The organism is Solwaraspora sp. WMMA2080, assembly GCF_027497395.1.
GTDB lineage: Bacteria > Actinomycetota > Actinomycetes > Mycobacteriales > Micromonosporaceae > Micromonospora_E.
On sequence record NZ_CP114910.1, the window covers coordinates 4110917 to 4132461 of the forward strand.

The following is a 21545-nucleotide window of genomic DNA, read 5'->3' on the forward strand; positions in this document are numbered from 1 at the left end:
GTGGTCTACCACCGGGGCGGGTGGTCGACCACCGGGACGGGGATCAGCCCCGGATCGCCTGGCGGATCCAGTCGGTGATGTTGTCGACCCGCGACGTCGTCTCGACGTCGGAGTGCGGGCAGTCCGGGCCGAAGCTCTCCACCGACACCAGCGCCGGACCGCGGCGACCCCGCTCGACGAAGTACGGGGCACCGGAGTCGTACGCGCAGGCGCTGGTGTCCGGGTGCGGGTACCGACCGGTCACGCCGATGGTCGAGTCGGCGACCTCGGTGACGGCGAACAGCCCGGTTCGCAGCACGGTCGACGGCACCGGGTCGACCGACGTGTCGGCGCCGTATCCGGTTAGCCGGACGAGAGCACCGACCCGCGGCGGCCGGTGGGCCAGGGCGATCGGCTTTATGCCGCGTACCGGCTGGTCCAGCTTTGCCAGCGCCAGGTCGTTGGTGGGCGACTGGCGTACCGCGATCACGGTGGCGACCTGGCCGCCGTCGCCGGTGAGGTCCGCCCGGCCGACCGTCGCGGTGGTCAGGTCGGCGACCGGGCGGTCGACCCGTACGCCGTCGAAGGTCCGGAAGCAGTGCCCGGCGGTGACCACCCACTGCGGATCGATGAGGGCTCCGGAGCAGGCGCTGTTGCGGCGGCCGCCGTCGGCCGTCGGGATCCCGGTCATCGTCAACTTCACCGAGAACTGGTACCTGCCGTCGGGGACGACCTTGCCGTTGGCGACGGCGCTGGCCGGCCCGGCGGCGGCCAGGCCGAGGCCGGCCGTCACGGCCAGCGTGAGCGCCGCCGTGGCCAGGCGGGAGGCGAGGGTACGGGACACAGCGGTTCCTTGTCGGATGGCCGCACCGGACGACCGGGTCGAAGGCTGGGCGGTACCGGTGCCGGCGGGCAGCGGACGTTGGACGTCTCGACGCTAGGTCGGCCCGCTGGCCATCGGACATGGACATTTCCCTACATCTACCCGCCCGGCCCGGGTGGCGGTACCGGCTCACCGGCAGCCCGTCACCGCACGGAACATCAGCTGCACGCGCGGTAGACGTAGTCGGCCCGGTTGCGGTGCGGTGAGACGTCGGGCATGGTCCGGCGGGCCGTGTCGACCACGAAGAGTTTGGTGTCGGTCGGGCCGGTCTCGTCGAGGAACGTGGTGCTGCCGTAGTTGAGGTTGTAGTGCACGGACTCGGTCCGGTTGCGCCACCCCCAGTGGCCGAGGTCCTGCCATCCGCAGTCGCTGAGCCGGCCCCGTGGATAGGTGTAGTTGGTGCCGTCGTAGAAGCAGAACCAGCCACCCGGGCAGTCCGGCCCGGCGAGCGGCGCGATTCCGGCGGGGCGGGCAACGCTGACGATGAACACCCCGCCGGAGTAGGCGATGTCGGTCTGGCTGATCTGGCTGCCGCCGGGGTGGGTAGCAAGATAGGCGTCCACCCGGGACTGGACGGCGGTGGGGCCGGCCGCGGCGACGCCGGGCTGCAGGCCGGTGGCCAGTACGGCGACGGCCAGTACGGCGGGCGCCAACCGCCGACTCAGGTGCGGGGTCCGGCGACGGATCCGGGTGGGTGGCGTCATGGCGGGCTCCAGTTGCTCCAGGTGGCGTCCAGTAGTGGGTTGGGTGTACCGGCAGTGCCGGTGTCACCCTCAGTACTCAGTCAGAAACTTTGCGACACGACACCGCCGACGATAGCCAATCAACCAACGAGATCGCCATATCCGCGTCAGTGAATAAACGAACAGCAATCACATTTTTGGGCCCAGAGTGAGCTGCAACTTTCGGCCAGCAACCACCACCACGCAAAGCGCGGCTTTCTCATGTTCCACATCCTGGAATAATCGACCATGATCGACAAAAATCTTCGGGCACGATCTGGCACGCTGACGCCTCTTACAGGGCGGATGCCGGCACCGGCACCCCCTATTGCCACGGCGCCACCGGAACGAGCACCGAGGAGCATTGTGGATGCAGAGGATGCGGCAGAACTCGATGCATGGCTCGGGGAACAGGTGAGTCAGCATCATGCGCTGCTGTGGACGGTACTGTTTCAGCGCCTCGATGACACCAGAGTCGCCGAAGCACTTCTGCAGGAGACATTCGTCCGGGCCTGGCTGCACCGTCGGGACGGTCACCGGATCCGGCATCCGCGGGCGTGGCTCTACCGGCTGGCCCGACGACTGGCCGAGGAACGTCTCGACAAGGACCCTCGCAGCCAGCAGGCCCGGCGTACCACCGCACTGACCCTGGTGGTCAGCAACGACGGCGAACCCGGCGCCAGCGTCCTGCGTCAGGACGTGGCCCGGTTCGGCCGACGGCTCAGCGTCAAGGACCGGGAGTGCCTGCTGCTGACCAGCTACGGCGTCAGCACGGCCGACATCGCCGCCATGTTGCGGATGACCCCGGCAGCGGTACGGCGGTCGCTACACCGGACCCGCCGCGCGTTGCACAAGCTACGGGACAAGGTGCAGGGCCGGCGTACCCGGCGCATCCCGGCCAGACATGGGAAGGACTGACCATGGATCAGGAGCCGGTCGAGGACGAGTTCCGCCGCGACGAGCTGGTGCAGCTGGCTGTCCGGGCCCTGCTGCCCAGGCAGGGACGGATTCCGCCGCCACCCGAGATCGACGTCACGGACCTGATAGCCGTTGCGCACCAGCGCCAGTCGTCGCAGGAATCGACCCGCTGGCGGTGGCGGTCCAGGCGGTGGTGGCCGCAGCTGTGGCGGTCCAGGCGGTGGCGGCCCAGGCTGTGGCGGGTCGCGGTCCCTGCGGTCGTTCTGGTCGTGCTGCCAATCGTCGGGGTCGAAGTGGTCCGCTCGTACAGCGAGCCCGGGCCGGCCGGACCGGACGCCACCGACCCGGTCCTCGCCGACCCGCAACAGCCCCTGCCGCTGACCGCAGGCGCGGGCACCGCCCCGGCCCGCCACCAGTTGGCGGCGATCGCCCGGCACGTCCACTCACTCGACCAACCAGCAGTCGACCAACCAGCACTGGATCAACCGGTGCCGGACCAGCCGGCCACCGCCGACCGCTACACCTACGTCCACCTGCGGGCCTGGTGGCGCGACGATCCCGCCACCGGGCAGGACGGCGGAGCGTACGACCGGCGACTGTGGTGGGCCGCCGACCGGTCCGGGCAGGAGACCCGGATCGACCCGGCGAACCCGGACCGGCCCGCCGAAGTGGTCGAGTACCCGCCCGGCGCGCTCGGTGTCGCCGTACCCGATCCCGCCGCCGACCGGACGGTGCTGGCCGGCCAGCTCGCCGAGGAACAGCCGATGCACGAAGGCCCGCAGGCCGCGCTGCGGGCAGTCGTCGGCCTCTACCGGTTTCACGACCTGTCCCCGGACCAGCGGGCCGCCGCCCTGGCCGTCCTCGCCGACGCGGAGCTGGTCACCCACGGTCCGGTGCTGGACCGGGCCGGCCGGTCCGGCGTCGCGGTCAGCGCGACCGGTGACATGGACGGCCGCCCGGTGCGGGACACCGCCGTGATCGACACCGCCACCGGCCGGCTACTCAGCTACGAGCGGGTGGCCCTACCCGCCGACGACCGCGCGGCGGCCGGCACCGTCACCTACTACCTGGTGTTCCTGCGCTCCGGCCGGGTCGGTCGACTCGGCGCCGAACCGACCGACTGACCCGTCACCGGATATCCGACCCGAACGGCCGGCATGAGCCTCCGGCGGGCGGGTACCCGGTGACGATGCCCGACATTGCCAGCTACGGGCTCCTGAGTGACTGCCAGGGAGCGGCGTTACTGTCCGCGGACGGCTCCGTCGACTGGTGGTGCCCGGCCCGGTTCGACGCGCCGAGCGTCTTCGCCCGGCTGCTCGACCCCGACGCCGGACACTGGTCCATCTCCCCGGTCGACGGGCACCGCACCGCCCGCCGCTACCTGGCGGACACCATGGTGCTGCAGACCGACTTCCGGACCGCCGACGGCGAGCTGCGGCTCACCGACGCGCTCGCGCTCGGCCCCGGCGAACGAGGCCACCGCATCGGCGACGCCTCGCCGCACGTACTGCTGCGCCGGGTCGAGGTCCTGACCGGCACCGTGCAGGTCGACGTCGACCTGGTGGTGCGGCCCGAGTACGGCCGGGTCGTTCCGGTGGTGACCGGCGACGACGGGCGGATCGAGCTGGTCGGCGGCAGTGACCGGCTGATCCTGACCGGCGACCCGCTGCCGGCCGAACTGTCCGTCGGGGTGGACCGGATCACCGGCCGGCTCACCCTCACCGCCGGACAGACCGTACGGTTCGCGCTGCGGCACCTGCGCGCCGGCGACACCGCGCCGCCGGCCGACGACCAGCGGTACACCGTGGACGACACCGTCGCCGGCTGGCGGTCCTGGGCCGACGAGCACCACAGCTACCAGGGGCTCTACCAGGAACAGGTACGGCGCAGCGCGCTGGTGCTACAGGCGCTGACCTACCAGCCGACCGGTGCGGTGGTGGCCGCGCCGACCAGCTCGCTGCCCGAGGAGGTCGGCGGCGGCGCGAACTGGGACTACCGGTACGCCTGGCTGCGCGACGGGGCGTTCACCATGCAGGCGCTGTGGGTGGCCGCCTGCCCCGACGAAGCGCACCGGTTCTTCGACTGGATCGCCGACTCGGTCGGTGAGCTGCCCACCGACCAGCCGGTGCCGATCATGTTCGGGGTCGGCGGCGAGCGGGATCTGACCGAGCACGATCTGGAGCACCTGCGCGGCTACCGGGGTTCGACGCCGGTACGGGTCGGCAACGACGCCTGGCGACAGCGGCAGCTCGACGTACTCGGCGAGGTGATGCACGGTGCCTGGATCCTGCGCGACCGGCTCGGCGACCTGGCGACGGGCACCGTACATCTGCTCCGGGGCCTTGCCGACCGGGCCTGCCGCACCTGGTCCCAGCCGGACTCCGGGATCTGGGAGGGTCGGGAGGGCGAACGCCACTACCTCACCTCGAAGCTGATGTGCTGGGTTGCGCTGGACCGGGCCATCGGGCTGGCACCGACGCTGCACGCCGAGCGCGACGTCGACCGTTGGCACCGGACCCGGGAACAGATCCGCACGGCGATCCTCGACGAAGGTTGGAGCGACCGGCGCCAGGCGTTCACCGGCGCGTTCGGCTCCGACCATCTCGACGCCGGGGTCCTGATCATGCCGATCATGGGGTTCCTGCCTGGCACCGACCACAGGGTGGTCGCCACGATCGACGCCATCGAGGCGGACCTGACCCACGACGGCCTGGTCCAGCGGTGGACCGGCGGAGAGGACGAAGGAGCCTTCCTGATCTGCTCCTACTGGCTGGCCGAGGCCCTCGCGTTGGCCGGCCGGCGCGACCGGGCCCGCCAGGTCTTCGACGCGGCCACCGGATGCGCGAACGATCTCGGTCTGCTCGCCGAGGAGGTGGACCGCCGCGACGGCACCCTGATCGGCAACTTTACGCAGGGGCTGTCACACATCGGCCTGATCAACGCGGCGTGGACGCTGTCCCGGACCGGGGAGGCGTCGCAACCCCCGGGCCCACCCGTCGGGTGACCGGGCGTCTGGCGTCCGTCGGTGCCAGTGCGGCCACCGCCGTCAGGTCCAGGCCGGCGAGGTTCGCCCGGTACCGTCGATCGTCGAGAATCCGCCACACCGCAGCGGCGATCCGGTCGGCGCAGCCGACATCCAACAACCGGTACGCGGCGTCCCGCCCGGTGCAGGCACCCGCGTCGAGGCTGATCCCGATGCCGAGCCGGGCCGCCTGCCGGGCGACCAGCGGCTGATCGCCGAAGAACGGCACGACGACCATCGGCACCCTGGTGAGGATCGCCTCGTGGAAGCTGTTGCTGCCCCCGTGGGTGACGAACACGTCGGCCCGGCTGAGCACCCGCTGCTGGTCGACGGCGTGCCGGATCACCCAGTTCGCCGGGTAGCGGTCCAGAATACGGCGGCCCCGGGTCGGGAACACCACCGTCACCTCCGGCGAGGACCAGTGCCGGGCCAGACCCGCGACGCACCGACGCAGCGCGCCGACCAGTTCCGGCTCGGCGTACCAGAGGTTGTCCAGCACCTCGGTGCCGAAGGACAGGTAGACGACCGACCGGGCCGGTCCGGTGCCCCGGCGCTGCCGGCCTGTGCCCCGGCCGTCCTGGCTGTCCGGCCGGTTCCGGGACGGCCAGCCGTCGGAGAGGTAGCCGGCGAAGCGGTAGCCGACCGCCGCGCGGTTGTCCCGGAAGTCGGGCGGCGTGACCGCACGGTACGACCAGAGGATGTTCTGCTCGGCCGGCAGATGCAGACAGTTCGAGACGAGTTCCACCGTGGCCGGGTCGAGCGTGACGCCGTACCGCCGGTCCAGAGCGTCCAGTGCCGCCGTGTTCGGCGGTGCCGTCAGACAGTGCCGGAGGTATCCGGCGTCCGTCATCGGCCCGACCAGTCCCGGCACCGAGCACCACGCCGGCACGCCCAGCCAACGGGCGACCAGTGCGCCCTCGATCGCGCAGAAGTCGTACAGCACCAGGTCGGGACGGTAGGCGCGGGCCACCGCCAGGCATTCGCCGAACAACCGGTACGCCCGGTCGAACACCCGGTCCGCCGGGGTGTTGCGGAACTCGCGGCAACCCGGCAAAGCGACGGTCGACCCGGCCAGGTCACCCAGCCGGGGCACGGTGGTCTGCCGGTCGACGAGCACCAGCCGGAAGCTGTCCTCGGCCCGGTGCCGGCGGATCAGCCGTTTGAGAATGTTGAGGTGTCCCTCGTTGGGGATGCTGAATACGAGCACCCGTCGTCGCGGCATCCCGCACCTTTCCCGCCGGCCGGCCCGATAAACCACCCCGGATACCGGGCCGAACCGCCTACCAGACGGCGCGCACCCCGTTACCGTCGGCCGGTGACCACCCAGCAGCCGACCGTCACCCGATCACGGCCATCGCAGCAGCAGGCGGACGACCTGTTGGGCCGGATGACCCTGGCGGAAAAAGCCGGCCTGCTGTTCCACCCGATGATCGGCATCGGTCCGGGCGGCACCCTCGCGCCGGCCGACCCGGACGCCGGCCTGCTCGCCGCCGAGGACCTCGTGCTGCACCACCGGATCAGCCACGTCAACCTGGTCGGCACTGCGGCACCGGCTGACCTTGCCCGCTGGCACAACCAGCTGCAGGACCTGGCCGCGTCGACCCGGCTCGGCGTACCGGTGACGGTCTCCACCGATCCCCGGCACGCCCGGTCCGCCAACCCCAACACGGCGGCGCTGGCCGGAGCCTTCTCCACCTGGCCGGAACCGCTGGGGCTGGCCGCCACCGGCGACCCGGAGCTGGTGCGAAGGCACGCCGACACCGTACGGCGGGAGTACCTGGCGGTCGGCATCCGGGCCGCGCTGCACCCGCAGGCGGACGTCGCCACGGACCCGCGCTGGCCACGGGTGCTGGGCACCTTCGGCGAGGACCCGGAGCTGGTCAGCCGGCTGACGGTGGCGTACCTGTCCGGGTTGCAGGGTCCGACGCTCGGACCGGACAGCGTCGCCGCGCTGGTCAAGCACTTCCCCGGCGGCGGCCCGGTGCGCACCGGCGAGGACCCCCATTTCCGGTACGGCGCCGAGCAGGCCTACCCGGGTGGCCGCCTCGCCGCCCACCTGGCGCCGTTCGTGGCGGCCATCCGGGCCGGCGCCGCGCAGGTGATGCTCGGCTACGGGCTGCCGGTCGGCACCGAGCTGCCGCCGGTGGCGTTCGCCTTCAACCACGAGGTGGTGACCGGGCTGCTCCGCCAGCAGTTGGGTTTCACCGGGGTGATCTGCGCCGACTGGGGGGTGCTGACCGACGCCTGCTTCCGGGGCGAGGACCGGCCGGCCCGGGCCTGGGGCGTCGAACACCTCGAACCGGCGCAGCGGCTGCGTGCCGCGCTGCACGCCGGGGTGGACCAGTTCGGCGGCGAGGCCCGCCCGGACCTGGTGGTCGACCTGGTCCGCAGCGGCCAGGTCACCGAGGACCGGATCGACGAGTCGGCCCGTCGCGTCCTGCACGACAAGCTGCGGCTCGGCCTGTTCGAGCACCGCTACGTCGACCCGGAGCACGCCGCGCAGGTGGTCGGTGGCCCGCCGGCCCGTGCCGCCGGGCTGGCCGCCCAACGGGCCTGCGTGACGCTGCTGCGTCAGGCTCCGCCGGACAGCCCGGCCCGGCTGCCACTCGCCCCCGGCCTGCGGGTGTACGCCGAGGGCCCGCTGCGTGCCGCGCTGCGGGGCAGGTGGACGGTGGTGTCGGAGCCGGGTCAGGCGGACGTGGCGGTGCTGCGGCTGGCCGCACCGTACGAGCGGCGGCCCGGACCGGTGGAGGCGTACTTCCACGCCGGACCGTTGGAGTTCCCGGCGGGTGCGCTGGACCGGGTGCTGGCGGTCGCGGCAGCGGTGCCGACCGTCGTGGACGTCTACCTGGACCGGCCGGCGGTGCTCACCCCGCTCGCCGACCGGGTCGGCACGCTGCTGGTCAGCTTCGGCGTCGAGGACACCGCGCTGGTCGACGTACTCGCCGGGGAGCCGGCACCGACCGGCCGGCTACCCGTCGATCTGCCGGCCAGTCAACGGGCCGTGCTCGCCGGGCAGCCGGACGCCCCGTTCGACGACCCGGACCCGTTGTTCCGGTACGGCCACGGGCTAACGTTCTGACCGGGAAGTTCAGGGGTGGCCGGGCGGATCCGGGTGGCCGGGCAGGTCAGTCGCGGGCCCGGAGGCGGTGCAGCACGGCGGCGGCGACCAGGCCGTACGCCAGGTGCGGCACGATGTCCGACGCCCAGTCGGCAGCGCTCCACTGCCGCGGGTCGGTGACCTTGAGCAGGGTCATCGGCGCGTCCGAGCCGGCCATCGCCAGCATGGCGAGCAGCCCGGTTGCCGCCCAGACCGGTGCCCGGCGGGGGCCGGCCACGGCGTACAGCGCGCCGGCGCCGAGGCCGGTCGCGTAGCCGAGCAGCGGCCCGAGCCCGTCCCGGCGGTTGCTGGCGGTCTCGTCGTCGCCGAGGTCGACGTGCAGTGTCTCGGCGAGCCGACCGACGCTGCGCTGCGGGGTGCTGCTCGCCGGCCGGGCCCGGCCGGCCATGTCGAGGTAGGTGACCATGTTGAGGGCGCTGGTGCCGGCGGCACCGGCCAGCAGCCCACTCCAGATTCGCCGCATGGTCTGCCGCGTACCCGGTGCTCGGACGAGCTAACTCGGTGCCCATGTCCGCAGGCGGTCGCCCGAGCCACTGTGGTAACAACAGGAACCCTGTGCACACGCGTCCACCTGCGACAGGACAGGCTAAGCTTCGTTGCCGTGCCAGGACGCCCGCCGTACGGTGGCGGAGGCAGGTGATCTGAATGAAAGCCGAAGGTACGGGAGCCGGCCGGCCCAGCGCGATTCACGTGGGTGAACCGCACGGCAACGGGATCTCCACCCGGTTGAACTGGTTGCGGGCCGGGGTGCTCGGCGCCAACGACGGCATCGTGTCGACGGCCGGTCTCGTCGTGGGGGTGGCCGGCGCGACCATCGCCACCGGCCCCGTCCTGACAGCGGGCGTCGCGGGGGTGGCGGCGGGCGCCGTCTCCATGGCCCTGGGTGAGTACGTGTCGGTGAGCAGCCAGCGTGACAGCGAACGGGCGCTGCTGGCGAAGGAGCGCACCGAGCTCGAACGGTTCCCCGAGCAGGAGTTGGACGAGCTGACCGCGCTCTACGTCGCGAAGGGTCTGACCGTCGGAACCGCCCGGATGGTAGCGGAGGAACTGACGGCGAAGGACGCCTTCGCCGCGCACGCTGACGTCGAGTTGCGGATCGACCCGGATTCGCTGGCCAACCCCTGGCACGCAGCCGCCGCCTCGGCGGTCGCTTTCACCCTCGGGTCACTGCTGCCGCTGATCGCGATCCTGCTGCCACCACCCGACGCGCGGGTGGCCGTGACGTTCGCCGTCGTGCTGCTCACACTCGCGGTGACGGGTGCGGTGAGCGCGAGACTGGGCTCTGCCAACGCGGGGCGGGCGGTGGTCAGACTCGTTGCCGGTGGTGCCCTGGCCATGGCCGTCACCTTCGCCATCGGGCAGTTCGTCGGCGCGACGGTGCTCTGAGCCGACCTTCGACCACGCCGCCGACGAACTATTGCTGCGATCAACTTTTCCTCGGGTGGTCTGTGGTGCGGGTGTGGGTGCCGTCGGGGTGGAGTCGGACGGCGACGGGCTGGCCGGGCCGGGTGGCGGCGTGGCGGCGTATCTGCGTGATGCAGGTTGTGGTGTCGGTGGGGGTGCCGGCCGCTGCGGGCTGTTGCGGCACGGGGATCGGCGTTTCCGGGTCGGTGGGGATGGTGGCGCGCAGTGCGCCGTGCAGGTAGCGGTAGCACAGCGCGACGGCTTCGGGCAGGGCGGCGCTGGTGGGGACCGGGTCGACGGCCAAGCGTGTGGCCGGGTCGACGACCCGGACCGACCAGCTGTGGCCCTGGGACAGTTCGGGTCGGCCGATGGTGTTGCGGTGGTCGACGGTGGTGATGTCCAGGGCGAGGCCGAGGCCGCGAACCAGGGCGGCGAGTTCGTCGAGGGTGGGGCCGGGCCAACCGGTGGCCAGGACCATGATCCGGGCGCCGTCGTAGGTGGCGCCGACTTCACCGAGGTACGCGCCGAGCGGGTCGCCGCCGCCGTGGGGGACCTGGCTGACACCGTTGCGCAGGTGCTGGTCGATGACGTGTTCGCCGTCGATGTCGGTCAGGTCGGTCGGCTGCACGCCGAAGCCGGCGGCGAGCGAGCCGATCTGGTAGTGCTCGTCGAGCTGCCACACGGTGGAGCCGGACAGCCGGTCGGCGGGCACCAGGGTGGGCGGTTGCGGGCCGACGGCGGCTTCCGGGTCGCCGGTCGGTTCGCTGTCGGGTCGCCAGTTGCGGTGCACGGTCCGGCCACGCAGGTCGGTGACGGTGAGCACCGCGCCGCGCCGCACCTGGCGGGTGCCGTAACAGTCCAGGCAGTACGGCGGGTCGGGCCGGTCGGCGCACCGGCCGCAGGGGTGGGCGGGGATCGCCTCGCCCCAGTGTTTCGGTGCCGGCGGTTCCCAGCCGCGGACGAATCTGCCGGCGGTGTCGGCGGGTCGCAGGCTGGTGTGCCACCAGTGCCGGTTACGCCAGATGGCCTGCGCCCCGCCGTGCTGCTCGGCGTCACTGGTCATGCGGCGTTCGACCTGGTCGAGGTCGTGGCCGCCGGGGTGACCGTCCAACCCGACCGGTATCGCACGCCCGGTGAGGGCAGCCTCGGTGAGGTAGTGGGCGGGCAGCAGCGGGTTCGCGACGGTCAGGCCGGTCACCGCCCGTTCGGCGGGGATGGTGGCGAGCGCGGTCGGCAGGTCCGCGATCCACCGGTGCTGGTAGTCGGGCACCGTACCGCCGGCATGCTCGAACCGGACGTCCCAGCTCAGCCCACGCCCGATGGAGCTGGGCCGCACTTCGAGGACCAGGTCGACGTGCAACTGGTCGGCGAGCGCGCACAACCGGCCGAGCAGCCGGGCCGGGTCGCCCGGTGGCGGCGGCTCGACGCTGCGGCCGATCAGCACCAGCCACGGCGACACCAGCCGGTTGGTGAGCGCCGCAGCCTCCCACCGCAGCCGGTCCCGCTGCGGAACGGTGGGCTGCCACTGCCGGGGCAGCGTCAACCCGGACGACGGCAGCCGGCCCGGTTCGTCGGGGAAGTCCGGGTCACGCAACGTCGCGGCGGCCACCCCGGCACGGGCGGCGAGGTCGGCGACGATCGGCGCGTACGGCAACCACCACGTCCCACCCGGAGTCGGCAACGGGGTAAACGATCCGGGGACGAGACTGGTCGAGGCCACCTGCCCGGTGTCGAGGTTGGCGACGGTGAACACGCGTTGCGCCCGCCGCCGGTCCGTGCCGAGGCCGACGATGTGCAGCGAGCCGGGCGGCACCTTGTTGACGCCGTTCACGCCGCCACCCCCGCCCCGAACCGGTGCGACTGCTCGAACTGCTCCGACTGCCAGTCCCGCAACGCCTGCTTGAGCCGGGCGTTCTCCTCCCGGGTGGAGCCAAGTTCGGCGCGCAGCGCGGTCAACTCGTCGGCGACCAGGTGCAGAAACGCCCGCACCTCGACCGGGTCGCAACCACGCCGGACACGGTCGCCGAACGCGCGGTCGCGGACCAGGCCGGGGCTGATCGACGGCCGCACCGCCCGCCCGTACAAGTGGCCGGCAGCGTTCGGGGCGGGCCGCACCGGCGGACGCGGCCCGGCAGCGGCGTCGGTCGGGCGCCGGTTGTGGCGGGCGATCTCGGCGAGCAACCGCCGGTTACGCCGGCTCCGCACCGGAACCCGGCGGAACAGGTCAAAGAACCTACGCACAGCAGGAACCACCTTTCACACAGTCGAAAACCTTCAAGGGGTACGGATGGAGAGCACACGGTTCGCGTCGCAGTGGTGCCGCCGCGCTGGTCAGCGGTGCCGGCGCGGGCGGGGCGCCCAGCGGAGACCGTCACGCTGGACGAAGATCTCCCGCCGTTCACGGGCCTCGCCGTCGGCTGCCAACACGTAGCCGGTGAGCCAGACCCAGCCGTCGTACGTCAGCTTTTTGTCTACTGTCGTCACCCGGAACCGGAAACCCCGCCCGGCCGCGAACTGCACACTCGCCCGACCATCGATGATCAACTCGTCACCGGGGCGGGGATCGGCCGGGGACCGGTCGTCCGGCACGCTACCGATCAGCCGCCGGCACCGTCGTCCGACCGCAGTCGGGACACCACCGCGACTTGACCTTGAAACCGAACAACCCCACGAAGAACCCGAGCAGGATTCCGGAAACCAGGGCACCAAGCGCCACCATGATCAACCCTTCCCATTGGCTGGGGCGGCCAATTGGCCGCCGCCGTGTTTAGCACCAACTCACCTGGCACCAAGCCAGATCTTCCGCGCCTTCTGGTTGACCATCAGATGTCCATAGAGCAACGATCCCACTCGATCTTGATAGGCGGCAGGTGTCACGGCGGTGACAGGGCAGAGTCCCCTGCCATATCACCCCTGGGTGGTGGATACTCGAAGCCATGAGGGATGAGCTTGAGGAAGACTCCCGGCCGGCGTGGGCGCAACGGCTTCGCTCGGAGCGAACTGCCCGGGGGTGGTCCCAGAGTGACGCGGTACGGGCGCTCAGGGCGCACGCATCCGAACCACTGCCCTCCGACATCGCCCTGTTGCGCAACTGGAAGCGGTGGGAAGCTGGTAGCTCCGAGCCCGACGTCTTTTACAAGACGCTGATTGCCAAGACCTACGGTACCGTCACGGCAGCGTTCTTCCCTCGCCAGGGTGGGGCAAATATCGAAGCGGACCTGCTGGCAGACAGTGGCCTGGAAACCCTGGAGATTCTCTCTCGCATTCGCGCCTCGGATGTCTCGGCAGCTATGCTTGACGCACTTCGCATTGCGGCCGATCGACTCTGCTGTGAGTACCCCTACACTCCCCCGTATCAGCTCTATGTCGAGGGAAAGGCGTGGCTTCGACGCCTCATGAGTCTCATGGATCGCCGTTTAACGCTCGCGCAGCACAAAGAGGTTCTATCGCTTGCTGGTCTGGTTGCCTTGCTCGTCGGGTGTGTCGAATACGACCTAGGGCTACGGCGGGAAGCGGAAAGCACCCGTAAGGCGGCGCTGGCCCTCGGCGAGGAGGCGGGCGACGCTGCAGTTGTCGGGTGGGCGCACGAGATGCGCGCATGGTACGCGCTAACACAGGGTGACTACCGGGGAACGATAGCCGCCGCTGATATAGGGGTGACAAAGGTCCCCGGTCAAAGCGTTGCTGTGCAACTAGCAGCGCAGCAGGCCAAGGCATGGGCACGTATCGGAGACCGCAGAAAAGTAGAGACGGCACTTGATCGGGGCCGGTCACTCCTAGAGTCACTGCCCTACCCAGAGGATACCGACCACCATTTTGTGGTTGACCCGTCGAAGTTCGACTTTTACGCGATGGACTGCTACCGGTTGGCCAGAGAAGATCAGCTCGCCGAGATTTACGCTCATGAAGTCATACGGTCTTCCACCGACCCAGACGGCACCGAACGGAAGCCCATGAGGAACGCCGAGGCTCGTTTGACGCTAGGCGTGGTAGCGGCGCGGAGAGGGGAAATTCAGGAGGCAGTGGCCTACGGCCGACAAGCGCTGTCGGGCGACCGCAGGTCCCTACCGTCACTCCTCATGTGCTCCCGAGAGCTAGGGCAACTGTTGCAGGAGCAGTACCCGAAGCACCCTGAGGCGCTAGCCTTCCTGGACGAGCTACGAGTCCTCAGCAGCCCAGCAGGCCCCCGGTAGCCCAGAAATCCATCCACGGGTGTTGCAGTCAGGGCAACAGATCCGGTTTCGCCCATCTCCGAAGACAGCCTCGCCGGATCCTGCACACAGCTGGCAGGTCGAAGCGGAGGGCGGCCGGTCCGGCATGAGATGTCTCAACTCCGGATAGCGGCGCGCTGCCTGGACATGGGCGAACTCGTGCTCGTTGGCATCGGCGGGGCGCAAGCTACCGTCGTCTTCATCGATGAGCACCTCGCCCGACTCCGACATGAGGAAGGAGATCCCCAGAGTGCCGTAGACACCGAGCAGTCCGAGCTCCCGCGCCATCGCGGCAGCGGGATGGGCGGACGAAGCTTGGTCCTCGACGAGCCTCGCAAAGTCCCCAGAGACTTCCACGAGGCGAACATACTCTCAGACCCCACTCACCGGTCCCCATCGCATCCTGGCCGGTCGGCGTCCGAGGTCTCGTCAGCCTGGCCTGATCTGTTCATCGAGGACCCTGATGGAGGCGACGACCAGGGGCGGTCGCTGCAAGAACGACGCGGACACATGGGCACGCCAGGCCGCCTGTGACTGGACGGTACACGTCGAAGCCCGCGACATCCGCTACGCACGATGAGTAACGGTGTAGGTGACCCGGCTCCAGGATGCGGTATGAGTGACGATGTGCGACAAGTGGACTACTCGATCGCTGCTTCCAAGACCCAGGAGGTGGGTCGAGGACGGCCGGGGAGGTCAGTGCGCCCGGTGGACCACAGGAGCACCTGGACCGGATCGCCGGCTGGGGCGTGAGGAAAGATCCGGGTCAGCACGGCGCTGCAAAGTGATCTCGGCGGATGCCAGTGGATGCCGAGCCCTTCGGCGATGTCGTAGGTGTGCACCAGCGTCTCGTTCACGCCCAGTGCCGCGAAGCCGCTTGCGTCGGTCGGTCCCCAGTGCCAGCCCCGTACCGACGGGTCGGATGCGGCCAGCATGGCGCACAACAATCGTCCTGCGCCGGTGACTGTTCGCAGCACATCGCGGGGAGACGCGTCGTCGCGTACCACCAGGTCGAACGGGAGGTACGCGGAGTCGGGCCGGGCGGCGAGTTGCCGGCGTACGCGAGAAGGTCATGCGCGACATGGGCATACGGCTCTATCGGAACCTGACTGCGGGCTGGTGACTCTGGGTGATCGGTGTGTTGATCGGCACGTGCGGACGCCGGGCCGCTGCTGCCGTTGCGTCGAGTGGAGGGCTCAGGCACGTAATTCGCGCGAATAACGTTCCTGAGCCCTCCACTCGATGGCATACCGAGACTTGACGGACAGAGGTTCCGCACATCGGCATGAGGGGAAGCCGAGGCAACAGTTGGCTCGGCAACACCCGTCACGCAACGCCACCGACCTGCACCTCCGGCAGGTGGGCGGCCAGACTCCGGACCTGGCCCGAACCCGGCTGGTGCGCTTGCCCGTACCCACCTCGGCGAACCGGTCTATCGACAACCGGCAACCTGGTCTTTGTCGGGCCTCGTAGCGCGTATCGCGATCCACAGAACAGGCCAGATAGCCAGTAGGCAGATAGCGAAGTTGCGGCGAGACCAAGAGTTGAGGGACCTCATCCGGGCGGTTGCCTCCTTCGTAACTGATATGAGGAAGCGCTACCAGGAAGGCGAGCAGACCGCCGCTCAGTACATGTAGTCGCCGCACTCGCTTGCTGATGATCCACAGCGGCTGGTCGACCTGACACGCTGGGGATGTGTCAGACCAGGCGCATCCGATCGCCCGGCTCAGCTGAGGCACCCGGCTCAGCTGAGGCGGGCGGCGAGGGTGTCGAGGTCGTCGACGAACCAGACCTGGTTGCCCCGGTTCGACTCGACGACCAGGTCACGCAGTGCCGTACTGCCGGCGGTGTGGCCGGTGATGTCGCCGACCACGACCAGCCGTAGCCGGTAGTTGACGAACTTCTGCATGATGCCGCCGGCCAGCCCGCTGCGCAGCGCGAAGAAGCGTTCGTCCAGCCGTGCGACCGGGACCGCCACGATCTCGGCACCGGCGAACGTCTGGCCGATCACGTCCAGCGCATCCTGCTCGCTGGCGATTGTCGGCCCGTCGGCGGCGCAGACCAGCACCGGCACGCCGGCCAGTTCGACGATCTCGTCAGCCATCGTCTCCCGCCCTCTCCCCGCTGTCCGTTCGGAACATTCCGCTGCCCGCCCGCGTCACCGCGTCGATCGTGGACAGGATCTCCGCGACCGCGTCCGGGCCACCGAAGACGACGATCTTCAGCCGGTCTCGCGCCGGGTCGTACCCGGTCTGCAGCCGCAGCGGAGGCGTGGCCGACGCCCGGCTGCCGCCCTGCGCCCCGGCGACCAGCAGGGTGCTCAACCGGTCGGCGTCGGTGGACGTCAACCCGTCGACGTCGACCACCGCGGAGACCTCGACCACCGGGTCGGCCGGCTCGGCGGAGCCTGCGGACCCGGCCGGACGGCCGGTGAACGCGTCAAGGTCGGCCGGTGCGATCCGGTACTGCTTGCCGATCCGTACGGCCGGCAGCCGTCCGTCCCGGATGTAACTACGCACCGTACGCACGTGCAGGTCAAGCTGCTCTGCGACTTCTTCCACCGAGAGCCACGACTTCGCCATTCTTCCCCATCAGCATCTATTCGATGTACGGCAGGGAAGTTTAGCGTATCAGCTGGTCGCCGACCACGATCCGGGCCGGTCACCGCCCGCCACCCCGGTTTGTCGCACCGGGGCGATACAACTTCTCGGGTACGGATCACCGGTCCGCAGCCCGCCGTCTGAGATGACGGCTGACGACGGCTGCGGTCGACACTCCTGGAGGGCAACCCAGTGGACGCGGACGACGCCGCCTGGCAGCGGCGAAGCATGGTACGGGTGGTGCCCACCGCACGACCCCGCAAGCTGGCGAAGGTCCCCTTCGTCGAGATGGCGGACGGACGCCTGCAGGGCGTCGTCTCCAGCGGCTCCGACATCGGGCGGGTGTACGTGTCGTCGGTCGCCGCCGGCAGCTACGAGGTCAGCTGCAGCACCAACAACAACCGGCCGTGCGGCGGGCTGCGCGGCGGCGACTACGCGTGCAACCACCTGACCGCGCTCGCCGACGAGGCCGTCGTGCAGTACGGCGGCGACCGGGTCGCCCGCTTCCTGCGGCTGGAGACCCAGGACGAGGTGACCAGCGGCAACGAGATCTTCTGGGCGATCGGCCGGACCACCCTCGCCGGCGCGTCGCCGGCGGCGGCCGTGTTCAGCCGGTTCCTGCACCACCTGTCCTACCTGGATCTGCCGGGGGCGGTCGAGCCGCTGCCCGAGCTGAGCTGGTTCCCGGCCGGGGCGGGGGCCCGCTGATGCGCGGGGCACAGCTCGACGACCTGCGCGACGGCGTACCGGCCGGGGTCGCTGAAGCGCTCGACGTGGTCGACCGGTTCGACCAGGCGATGACCGGCGGCTTCGGCCGACTCGACCCGCACGGTACGGCGGCCCTGGCCGACCTGGCCGGCGCGGTCTCGGCCACCCCGCTCGGCGCGGCGGCGGTCGAAGCCGTCGACAAGGTGACCGCCGGCTCGGTCGGCGAGGAACAGTTGCTGCTGCTGGCCGCCGCCCGTACGGCCGTGGTGGGCGCGGTGCACGACGCGCTGCGGGGCCGGCTCGACGGCACGCTCGGCCGTGACCGGGCGCAGTGGACGGCACCGACCACCGCCGCCGCTCCGGCCGACGGACGACTGTTGGCGGCCCGCTCCTGGCTGGCCGAGCTGGCCCTGGCCGGCTGGCGCAACGTCGACCACGACCTGGTGTCGGCCAGCCAGCAGGCGCTGACCGCGCTGCTCGCCGACCCGGCCCGACGGCGGATCGCGGTGCTGCTCGACGGGCTCGCCGACGAGCTGCGCTACACCAGCCCGGTGGCCACCATGGAGCGGATCCCGGCCCGTCGCTGGGCCGACCTGTGGACCCGCGCCATGCTGCTGACCAGCCCGCAGAGCGGGCCGGCCGCGCCGGAGACGGTCTCCGGCCGGCTGCTGATCGTCGGCGCCGACGTGCAGGAGCACGCGACCGCCGTACAGCTGCAGGTGCACGCGGTGCTGGAAGCCGGCGGCGGGGGTGGCGACGCCGATCGGTCCCGGCTGGTCCGGGTCAGCGTGTCCGCCGCGAAGGTCGACACGATCGTCGGCCCGGTGGTGTGGCAGCTGCTCGCGGAGCATCCGGTGCTGCTGGCCGCCCTGGCCGGCCGGCTCAGCCTCGACGTCACCGACCTGCCGCTGCTGCCCGGCGGCGACCTGCTCTGGCGCGACGACCAGGCCCGCCCCGGCGAGCCGACCGACCCGTTCGCCGTCGCCCGGGTGCAGCTCGGCGAGGCGGTCGCCCCGGCCGTACCGCCGCTGGACCGACACCCGGTCGCCATCGCCGAGCCGGTGCTGCTGGAGGGCTACACGGTGGTCACCGACGACGCCGGGCTCGGCTTCGAGGTCGACGGCACCCGGGTCGCTGTCGACGTCGACCGGCTGCCCGGCTGCGGGCCGATCACCGCCGAGCTGCTGGCCAAGTCGTCGGCCTGCATCGGGCTGCTGCGCTGGGACGGTGACGCGGCGGCCGGCCCCGGCTGGTCGGTGCAGCCGATCGGCATGCAGACGACGGTGAAGCGCAAGCAGGTCGACCTGCACACCGGCGACTGGGCGCAGGGGCCGACCGACGCCAAGATCGCCAAGGCGGTGGCCCGCTCCGGCGACAGTATCGCGATGCTCCGGGAGCGGGCGGGACGGTTGCTGCGGAAATGACCGATTCGATGATCAACTATCACGAGAACCGGCGCCAGGTGCTCTACTGGCGGCTGCTGGCCCGGCTGTTCGACGGGCAGGAGCAGGCCGCGCTGGAACGCACCAGCATGGCGGTGGTCGACGAGCTGGGGCTGCCGGCCGCGCTGCTCGACCCGTCGGTCTCCATCGACACCGTCGTTCAGCGTTTCCCCGAGCTGGCCGACGAGCTGCCCGGCCTGCTCGTGCCGCAGGCTGAGGACGAGAGCATCGGCGAGCAGCCGGCTGCGTGCGGCTCGGAGGACGACCAGGCCGCCGGCGAGTCGTCGGTGCAGGTCGGGGCCGACGAGGTACGCCGCGCCGCGCTGGCGTCGAAGCTGCTACTCAACGTCTTCGCCACCGGCAGCGGTGACGTGTCGGCCGGTCAGCTGGCCGGCTGGCAGGCCGACGCCGGCTGGTACCAGCAGGCCTGCGGGGCCACACCGGGGCGCCGCGACGGGGTGCTCGGCACCATCGAAGCCGACCTGGTACGGCGGATGCGGCTGCGCGAAGTGCTGGCCGATCCGGCGCTGGCCAGCCAGCTCACCCCGAGCATGTCGCTGATCGAGCAGCTGCTACGGGACAAGTCGAACCTGTCCGGGGTGGCGCTGGCCAACGCCAAGGCGCTGATCCGGCGGTTCGTCGACGAGGTCGCCGAGGTGCTCAAGACCCAGGTGCAGCAGACCAGCGTCGGCACCATCGACCGGTCGGTCCCGCCGAAGCGGGTGTTCCGCAACCTCGACCTCAACCGCACCATCTGGAAGAACCTGCCGAACTGGAGTCCGGCCGACGAGCGGCTCTACGTCGACCGGCTCTACTACAAGCAGACCGCGAAGCGGACCACCCCGGCCCGCATGATCGTCGTCGTCGACCAGTCCGGCTCGATGGTCGACGCGATGGTCAACTGCACCATCCTGGCCTCGATCTTCGCCGGACTGCCCAAGGTCGACGTGCACCTGGTCGCGTACGACACCCGGGCGCTGGACCTGACGCCGTGGGTGCACGACCCGTTCGAGGTGCTGCTGCGCACCCAGCTGGGCGGCGGCACCGACGGCATGGCCGCGTTGGAGCTGGCCCGGCCGAAGATCGCCGACCCGCGCAACACGGTCCTGGTGTGGATCTCCGACTTCTACGAGTGGAAGTCGCAGGAGGTCTTCGACGGGCTGCAGGCGGTGCACCGCAGCGGAGCCAGGCTGATCCCGGTCGGCTCGGTCTCCAGCGGCGGCCAGCAGAGCGTCAACCCGTGGTTTCGGAAACGGCTCAAGGACCAGGGCACCCCGGTGCTGTCCGGGCACGTCCGCAAACTCGTCGTCGAGCTCAAGAACTTCCTCACCTGACCTGACTCTTCGCCCGCTCACCCTTTCGACTCGCCGTACCGATCCCCCGAGCCTCAATCTAGGAGAAACCGCACCATGACCGCAGAGATGCTGCGCGCCCCCGCCGAAATCAAGTACGCCGAGGAGCTCGACTGGCTCGAATCGATCGACGACAGCCCGAAGCCGTACTCGTGGCGGCTGAGCCCCAAGATGGTGCGTCTGTTCATCCTCGGTTCCGAACGCGCCGACGGCCTCGACCGCGAGGTCCCGCAGAAGTGGTTCGGTGACCGCAGCTTCGTCGAACGCAGCATCGTCACCCTCGCCTCCGACCGGGGGCTGCTGCTGATCGGCGACCCGGGCACGGGCAAGAGCTGGCTGGCCGAACTGCTCGCGGCCGCGATCTGCCGCAACTCGACCCTGGTGGTGCAGGGCACCGCCGGCACCACCGAGGACCACATCAAGTACTCGTGGAACGTGTCGATGGTCATCGCCAAGGGCCAGTCCCGGCAGTCGATGATCCCGTCGCCGATCATGACCGCGATGGAGCAGGGCGTCATCGGCCGGTTCGAGGAGCTGACCCGCTCCACCAGCGACGTGCAGGACGCACTGATCTCGATCCTGTCCGAGAAGTACGTCTCCATCCCGGAGCTGGACTCGGACAACATCGTCTTCGCCCAGCCCGGGTTCTCCATCATCGCCACCGCGAACAGCCGCGACCGGGGCGTCAACGACCTGTCGTCGGCGCTCAAGCGGCGGTTCAACTTCGTCCGGATCCCGGTGATCACCAACCGGCGCAGCGAAGCGGAGATCGTCCGGTTCCGCACCACCGAGCTGCTGCGTCGCCACCAGATCGAGCTGGAGGTGCCACCCACCCTGCTGGACGTGCTGTTGCAGAGCTTCGCCGACCTGCGCAAGGCCGCCGCTTCGGCGACCAGCGACGACGAGAAGCTGGAGTCTGCGCTGTCCACCGCCGAGCAGATCGGTGTGCTGGAGGACGCGATCCTGCACAGTCAGTTCTTCGGTGACCGGACGCTGCGCGCCGAGACCCTGGCCAGCTCGATGGTCGGTTCGCTGGCCCGGCGCAGCCCGGAGGACCTGGCGATCCTGAACAAGTTCTGGCACGGGGTGATCGAGCCGCGCAGCAAGGCCGACGGTGGCGAGTGGCCGGCCTTCCTCGAAGGCGGCCGGCAGAGCATCGCGACCCTGTCATGAGCGAGCCCGT

At 70.6% G+C, this 21545-nt stretch carries 20 protein-coding genes; 10 read left to right on the plus strand and 10 right to left on the minus strand.

The window, feature by feature from the left end; genetic code table 11:
* Positions 1–43: 43 nt before the first annotated feature.
* Positions 44–823, minus strand: coding sequence for a trypsin-like serine protease (locus O7543_RS18670; protein ID WP_281552667.1), 780 nt, complete (start codon positions 821–823; stop codon positions 44–46).
* A gap of 197 nt (positions 824–1020) precedes the next feature.
* Positions 1021–1566 (minus strand): peptidase inhibitor family I36 protein, encoded by a 546-nt coding sequence (locus O7543_RS18675; RefSeq protein ID WP_281552666.1) that lies wholly within the window; start codon positions 1564–1566, stop codon positions 1021–1023.
* Between the two features lie 432 nt (positions 1567–1998).
* On the opposite strand from O7543_RS18675, the gene O7543_RS18680 reads away from it, so the two are divergent.
* The 3 genes from O7543_RS18680 to O7543_RS18690 all read left to right on the plus strand — a co-directional run bounded on the left by O7543_RS18680 (position 1999) and on the right by O7543_RS18690 (position 5506).
* Positions 1999–2502 carry an RNA polymerase sigma factor gene (locus O7543_RS18680; protein WP_281552665.1) on the plus strand — a complete coding sequence of 168 codons (504 nt, stop codon included), beginning with the start codon at positions 1999–2001 and terminating at the stop codon, positions 2500–2502.
* A 2-nt stretch (positions 2503–2504) separates the two neighbouring features.
* Complete coding sequence (locus O7543_RS18685) at positions 2505–3626, plus strand: hypothetical protein (protein WP_281567168.1); 1122 nt, start codon at positions 2505–2507, stop codon at positions 3624–3626.
* Positions 3627–3691: 65 nt separating this feature from the next.
* On the plus strand, positions 3692–5506 hold the full coding sequence (locus O7543_RS18690) for a glycoside hydrolase family 15 protein (protein WP_281567169.1): 1815 nt from the start codon (positions 3692–3694) through the stop codon (positions 5504–5506).
* Here O7543_RS18690 and O7543_RS18695 read toward each other — a convergent pair.
* Positions 5439–6746, minus strand: coding sequence for a glycosyltransferase (locus O7543_RS18695; protein ID WP_281567170.1), 1308 nt, complete (start codon positions 6744–6746; stop codon positions 5439–5441). The two genes, O7543_RS18690 and O7543_RS18695, sit on opposite strands and share 68 nt — an antisense overlap.
* A gap of 93 nt (positions 6747–6839) precedes the next feature.
* Between O7543_RS18695 and O7543_RS18700 the strand changes: the two genes are divergently transcribed.
* On the plus strand, positions 6840–8606 hold the full coding sequence (locus tag O7543_RS18700) for a glycoside hydrolase family 3 N-terminal domain-containing protein (RefSeq protein WP_281552661.1): 1767 nt from the start codon (positions 6840–6842) through the stop codon (positions 8604–8606).
* Positions 8607–8652: 46 nt separating this feature from the next.
* Here O7543_RS18700 and O7543_RS18705 read toward each other — a convergent pair whose 3' ends face one another.
* Positions 8653–9108: a hypothetical protein gene (locus tag O7543_RS18705; protein ID WP_281552660.1), complete on the minus strand. Its 456-nt coding sequence runs from the start codon at positions 9106–9108 to the stop codon at positions 8653–8655.
* 182 nt (positions 9109–9290) lie between these two features.
* On the opposite strand from O7543_RS18705, the gene O7543_RS18710 reads away from it, so the two are divergent.
* Entirely contained in the window at positions 9291–10031 is a 741-nt protein-coding gene (locus tag O7543_RS18710; RefSeq protein ID WP_281552659.1) for a VIT family protein, read from the plus strand.
* Positions 10032–10071: 40 nt separating this feature from the next.
* On the opposite strand, the gene O7543_RS18715 is transcribed toward O7543_RS18710, so the two are convergent.
* The 3 genes from O7543_RS18715 to O7543_RS18725 all read right to left on the minus strand — a co-directional run bounded on the left by O7543_RS18715 (position 10072) and on the right by O7543_RS18725 (position 12638).
* A complete protein-coding gene (locus tag O7543_RS18715) occupies positions 10072–11880 on the minus strand; it encodes a hypothetical protein (RefSeq protein ID WP_281552658.1) in 1809 nt (602 codons plus the stop codon).
* Positions 11877–12164 carry a hypothetical protein gene (locus O7543_RS18720; protein WP_281555788.1) on the minus strand — a complete coding sequence of 96 codons (288 nt, stop codon included), beginning with the start codon at positions 12162–12164 and terminating at the stop codon, positions 11877–11879. The genes O7543_RS18715 and O7543_RS18720 overlap by 4 nt, the downstream gene beginning before the upstream one ends.
* Before the next feature lie 216 nt (positions 12165–12380).
* Positions 12381–12638 carry a hypothetical protein gene (locus tag O7543_RS18725; protein WP_281552657.1) on the minus strand — a complete coding sequence of 86 codons (258 nt, stop codon included), beginning with the start codon at positions 12636–12638 and terminating at the stop codon, positions 12381–12383.
* Positions 12639–12985: 347 nt separating this feature from the next.
* Here O7543_RS18725 and O7543_RS18730 point away from each other — a divergent pair, with 347 nt between their 5' ends.
* Entirely contained in the window at positions 12986–14242 is a 1257-nt protein-coding gene (locus O7543_RS18730; protein WP_281552656.1) for an XRE family transcriptional regulator, read from the plus strand.
* Between the two features lie 659 nt (positions 14243–14901).
* Here the strand turns inward: O7543_RS18730 and O7543_RS18735 are convergent.
* The 3 genes from O7543_RS18735 to O7543_RS18745 all read right to left on the minus strand — a co-directional run bounded on the left by O7543_RS18735 (position 14902) and on the right by O7543_RS18745 (position 16821).
* Positions 14902–15195 carry a hypothetical protein gene (locus tag O7543_RS18735; protein WP_281567171.1) on the minus strand — a complete coding sequence of 98 codons (294 nt, stop codon included), beginning with the start codon at positions 15193–15195 and terminating at the stop codon, positions 14902–14904.
* A gap of 809 nt (positions 15196–16004) precedes the next feature.
* Positions 16005–16364 carry a DUF4180 domain-containing protein gene (locus O7543_RS18740; protein WP_281552654.1) on the minus strand — a complete coding sequence of 120 codons (360 nt, stop codon included), beginning with the start codon at positions 16362–16364 and terminating at the stop codon, positions 16005–16007.
* Complete coding sequence (locus tag O7543_RS18745) at positions 16357–16821, minus strand: helix-turn-helix domain-containing protein (protein ID WP_281552653.1); 465 nt, start codon at positions 16819–16821, stop codon at positions 16357–16359. Before O7543_RS18745 ends, O7543_RS18740 begins: the two co-directional genes overlap by 8 nt.
* Before the next feature lie 267 nt (positions 16822–17088).
* On the opposite strand from O7543_RS18745, the gene O7543_RS18750 reads away from it, so the two are divergent.
* The 4 genes from O7543_RS18750 (at position 17089) to O7543_RS18765 (ending at position 21535) form a co-directional block, all read left to right on the plus strand.
* Positions 17089–17568, plus strand: coding sequence for a hypothetical protein (locus O7543_RS18750; protein WP_281555787.1), 480 nt, complete (start codon positions 17089–17091; stop codon positions 17566–17568).
* The gene (locus tag O7543_RS18755) at positions 17568–18992 is read left to right on the plus strand and encodes a hypothetical protein (RefSeq protein WP_281552652.1); all 1425 of its coding nucleotides are present in this window, start codon (positions 17568–17570) and stop codon (positions 18990–18992) included. The genes O7543_RS18750 and O7543_RS18755 overlap by 1 nt, the downstream gene beginning before the upstream one ends.
* A complete protein-coding gene (locus O7543_RS18760; protein WP_281552651.1) occupies positions 18989–20344 on the plus strand; it encodes a VWA domain-containing protein in 1356 nt (451 codons plus the stop codon). The genes O7543_RS18755 and O7543_RS18760 overlap by 4 nt, the downstream gene beginning before the upstream one ends.
* Before the next feature lie 75 nt (positions 20345–20419).
* The gene (locus O7543_RS18765) at positions 20420–21535 is read left to right on the plus strand and encodes an AAA family ATPase (RefSeq protein WP_281552650.1); all 1116 of its coding nucleotides are present in this window, start codon (positions 20420–20422) and stop codon (positions 21533–21535) included.
* Positions 21536–21545: the final 10 nt, after the last annotated feature.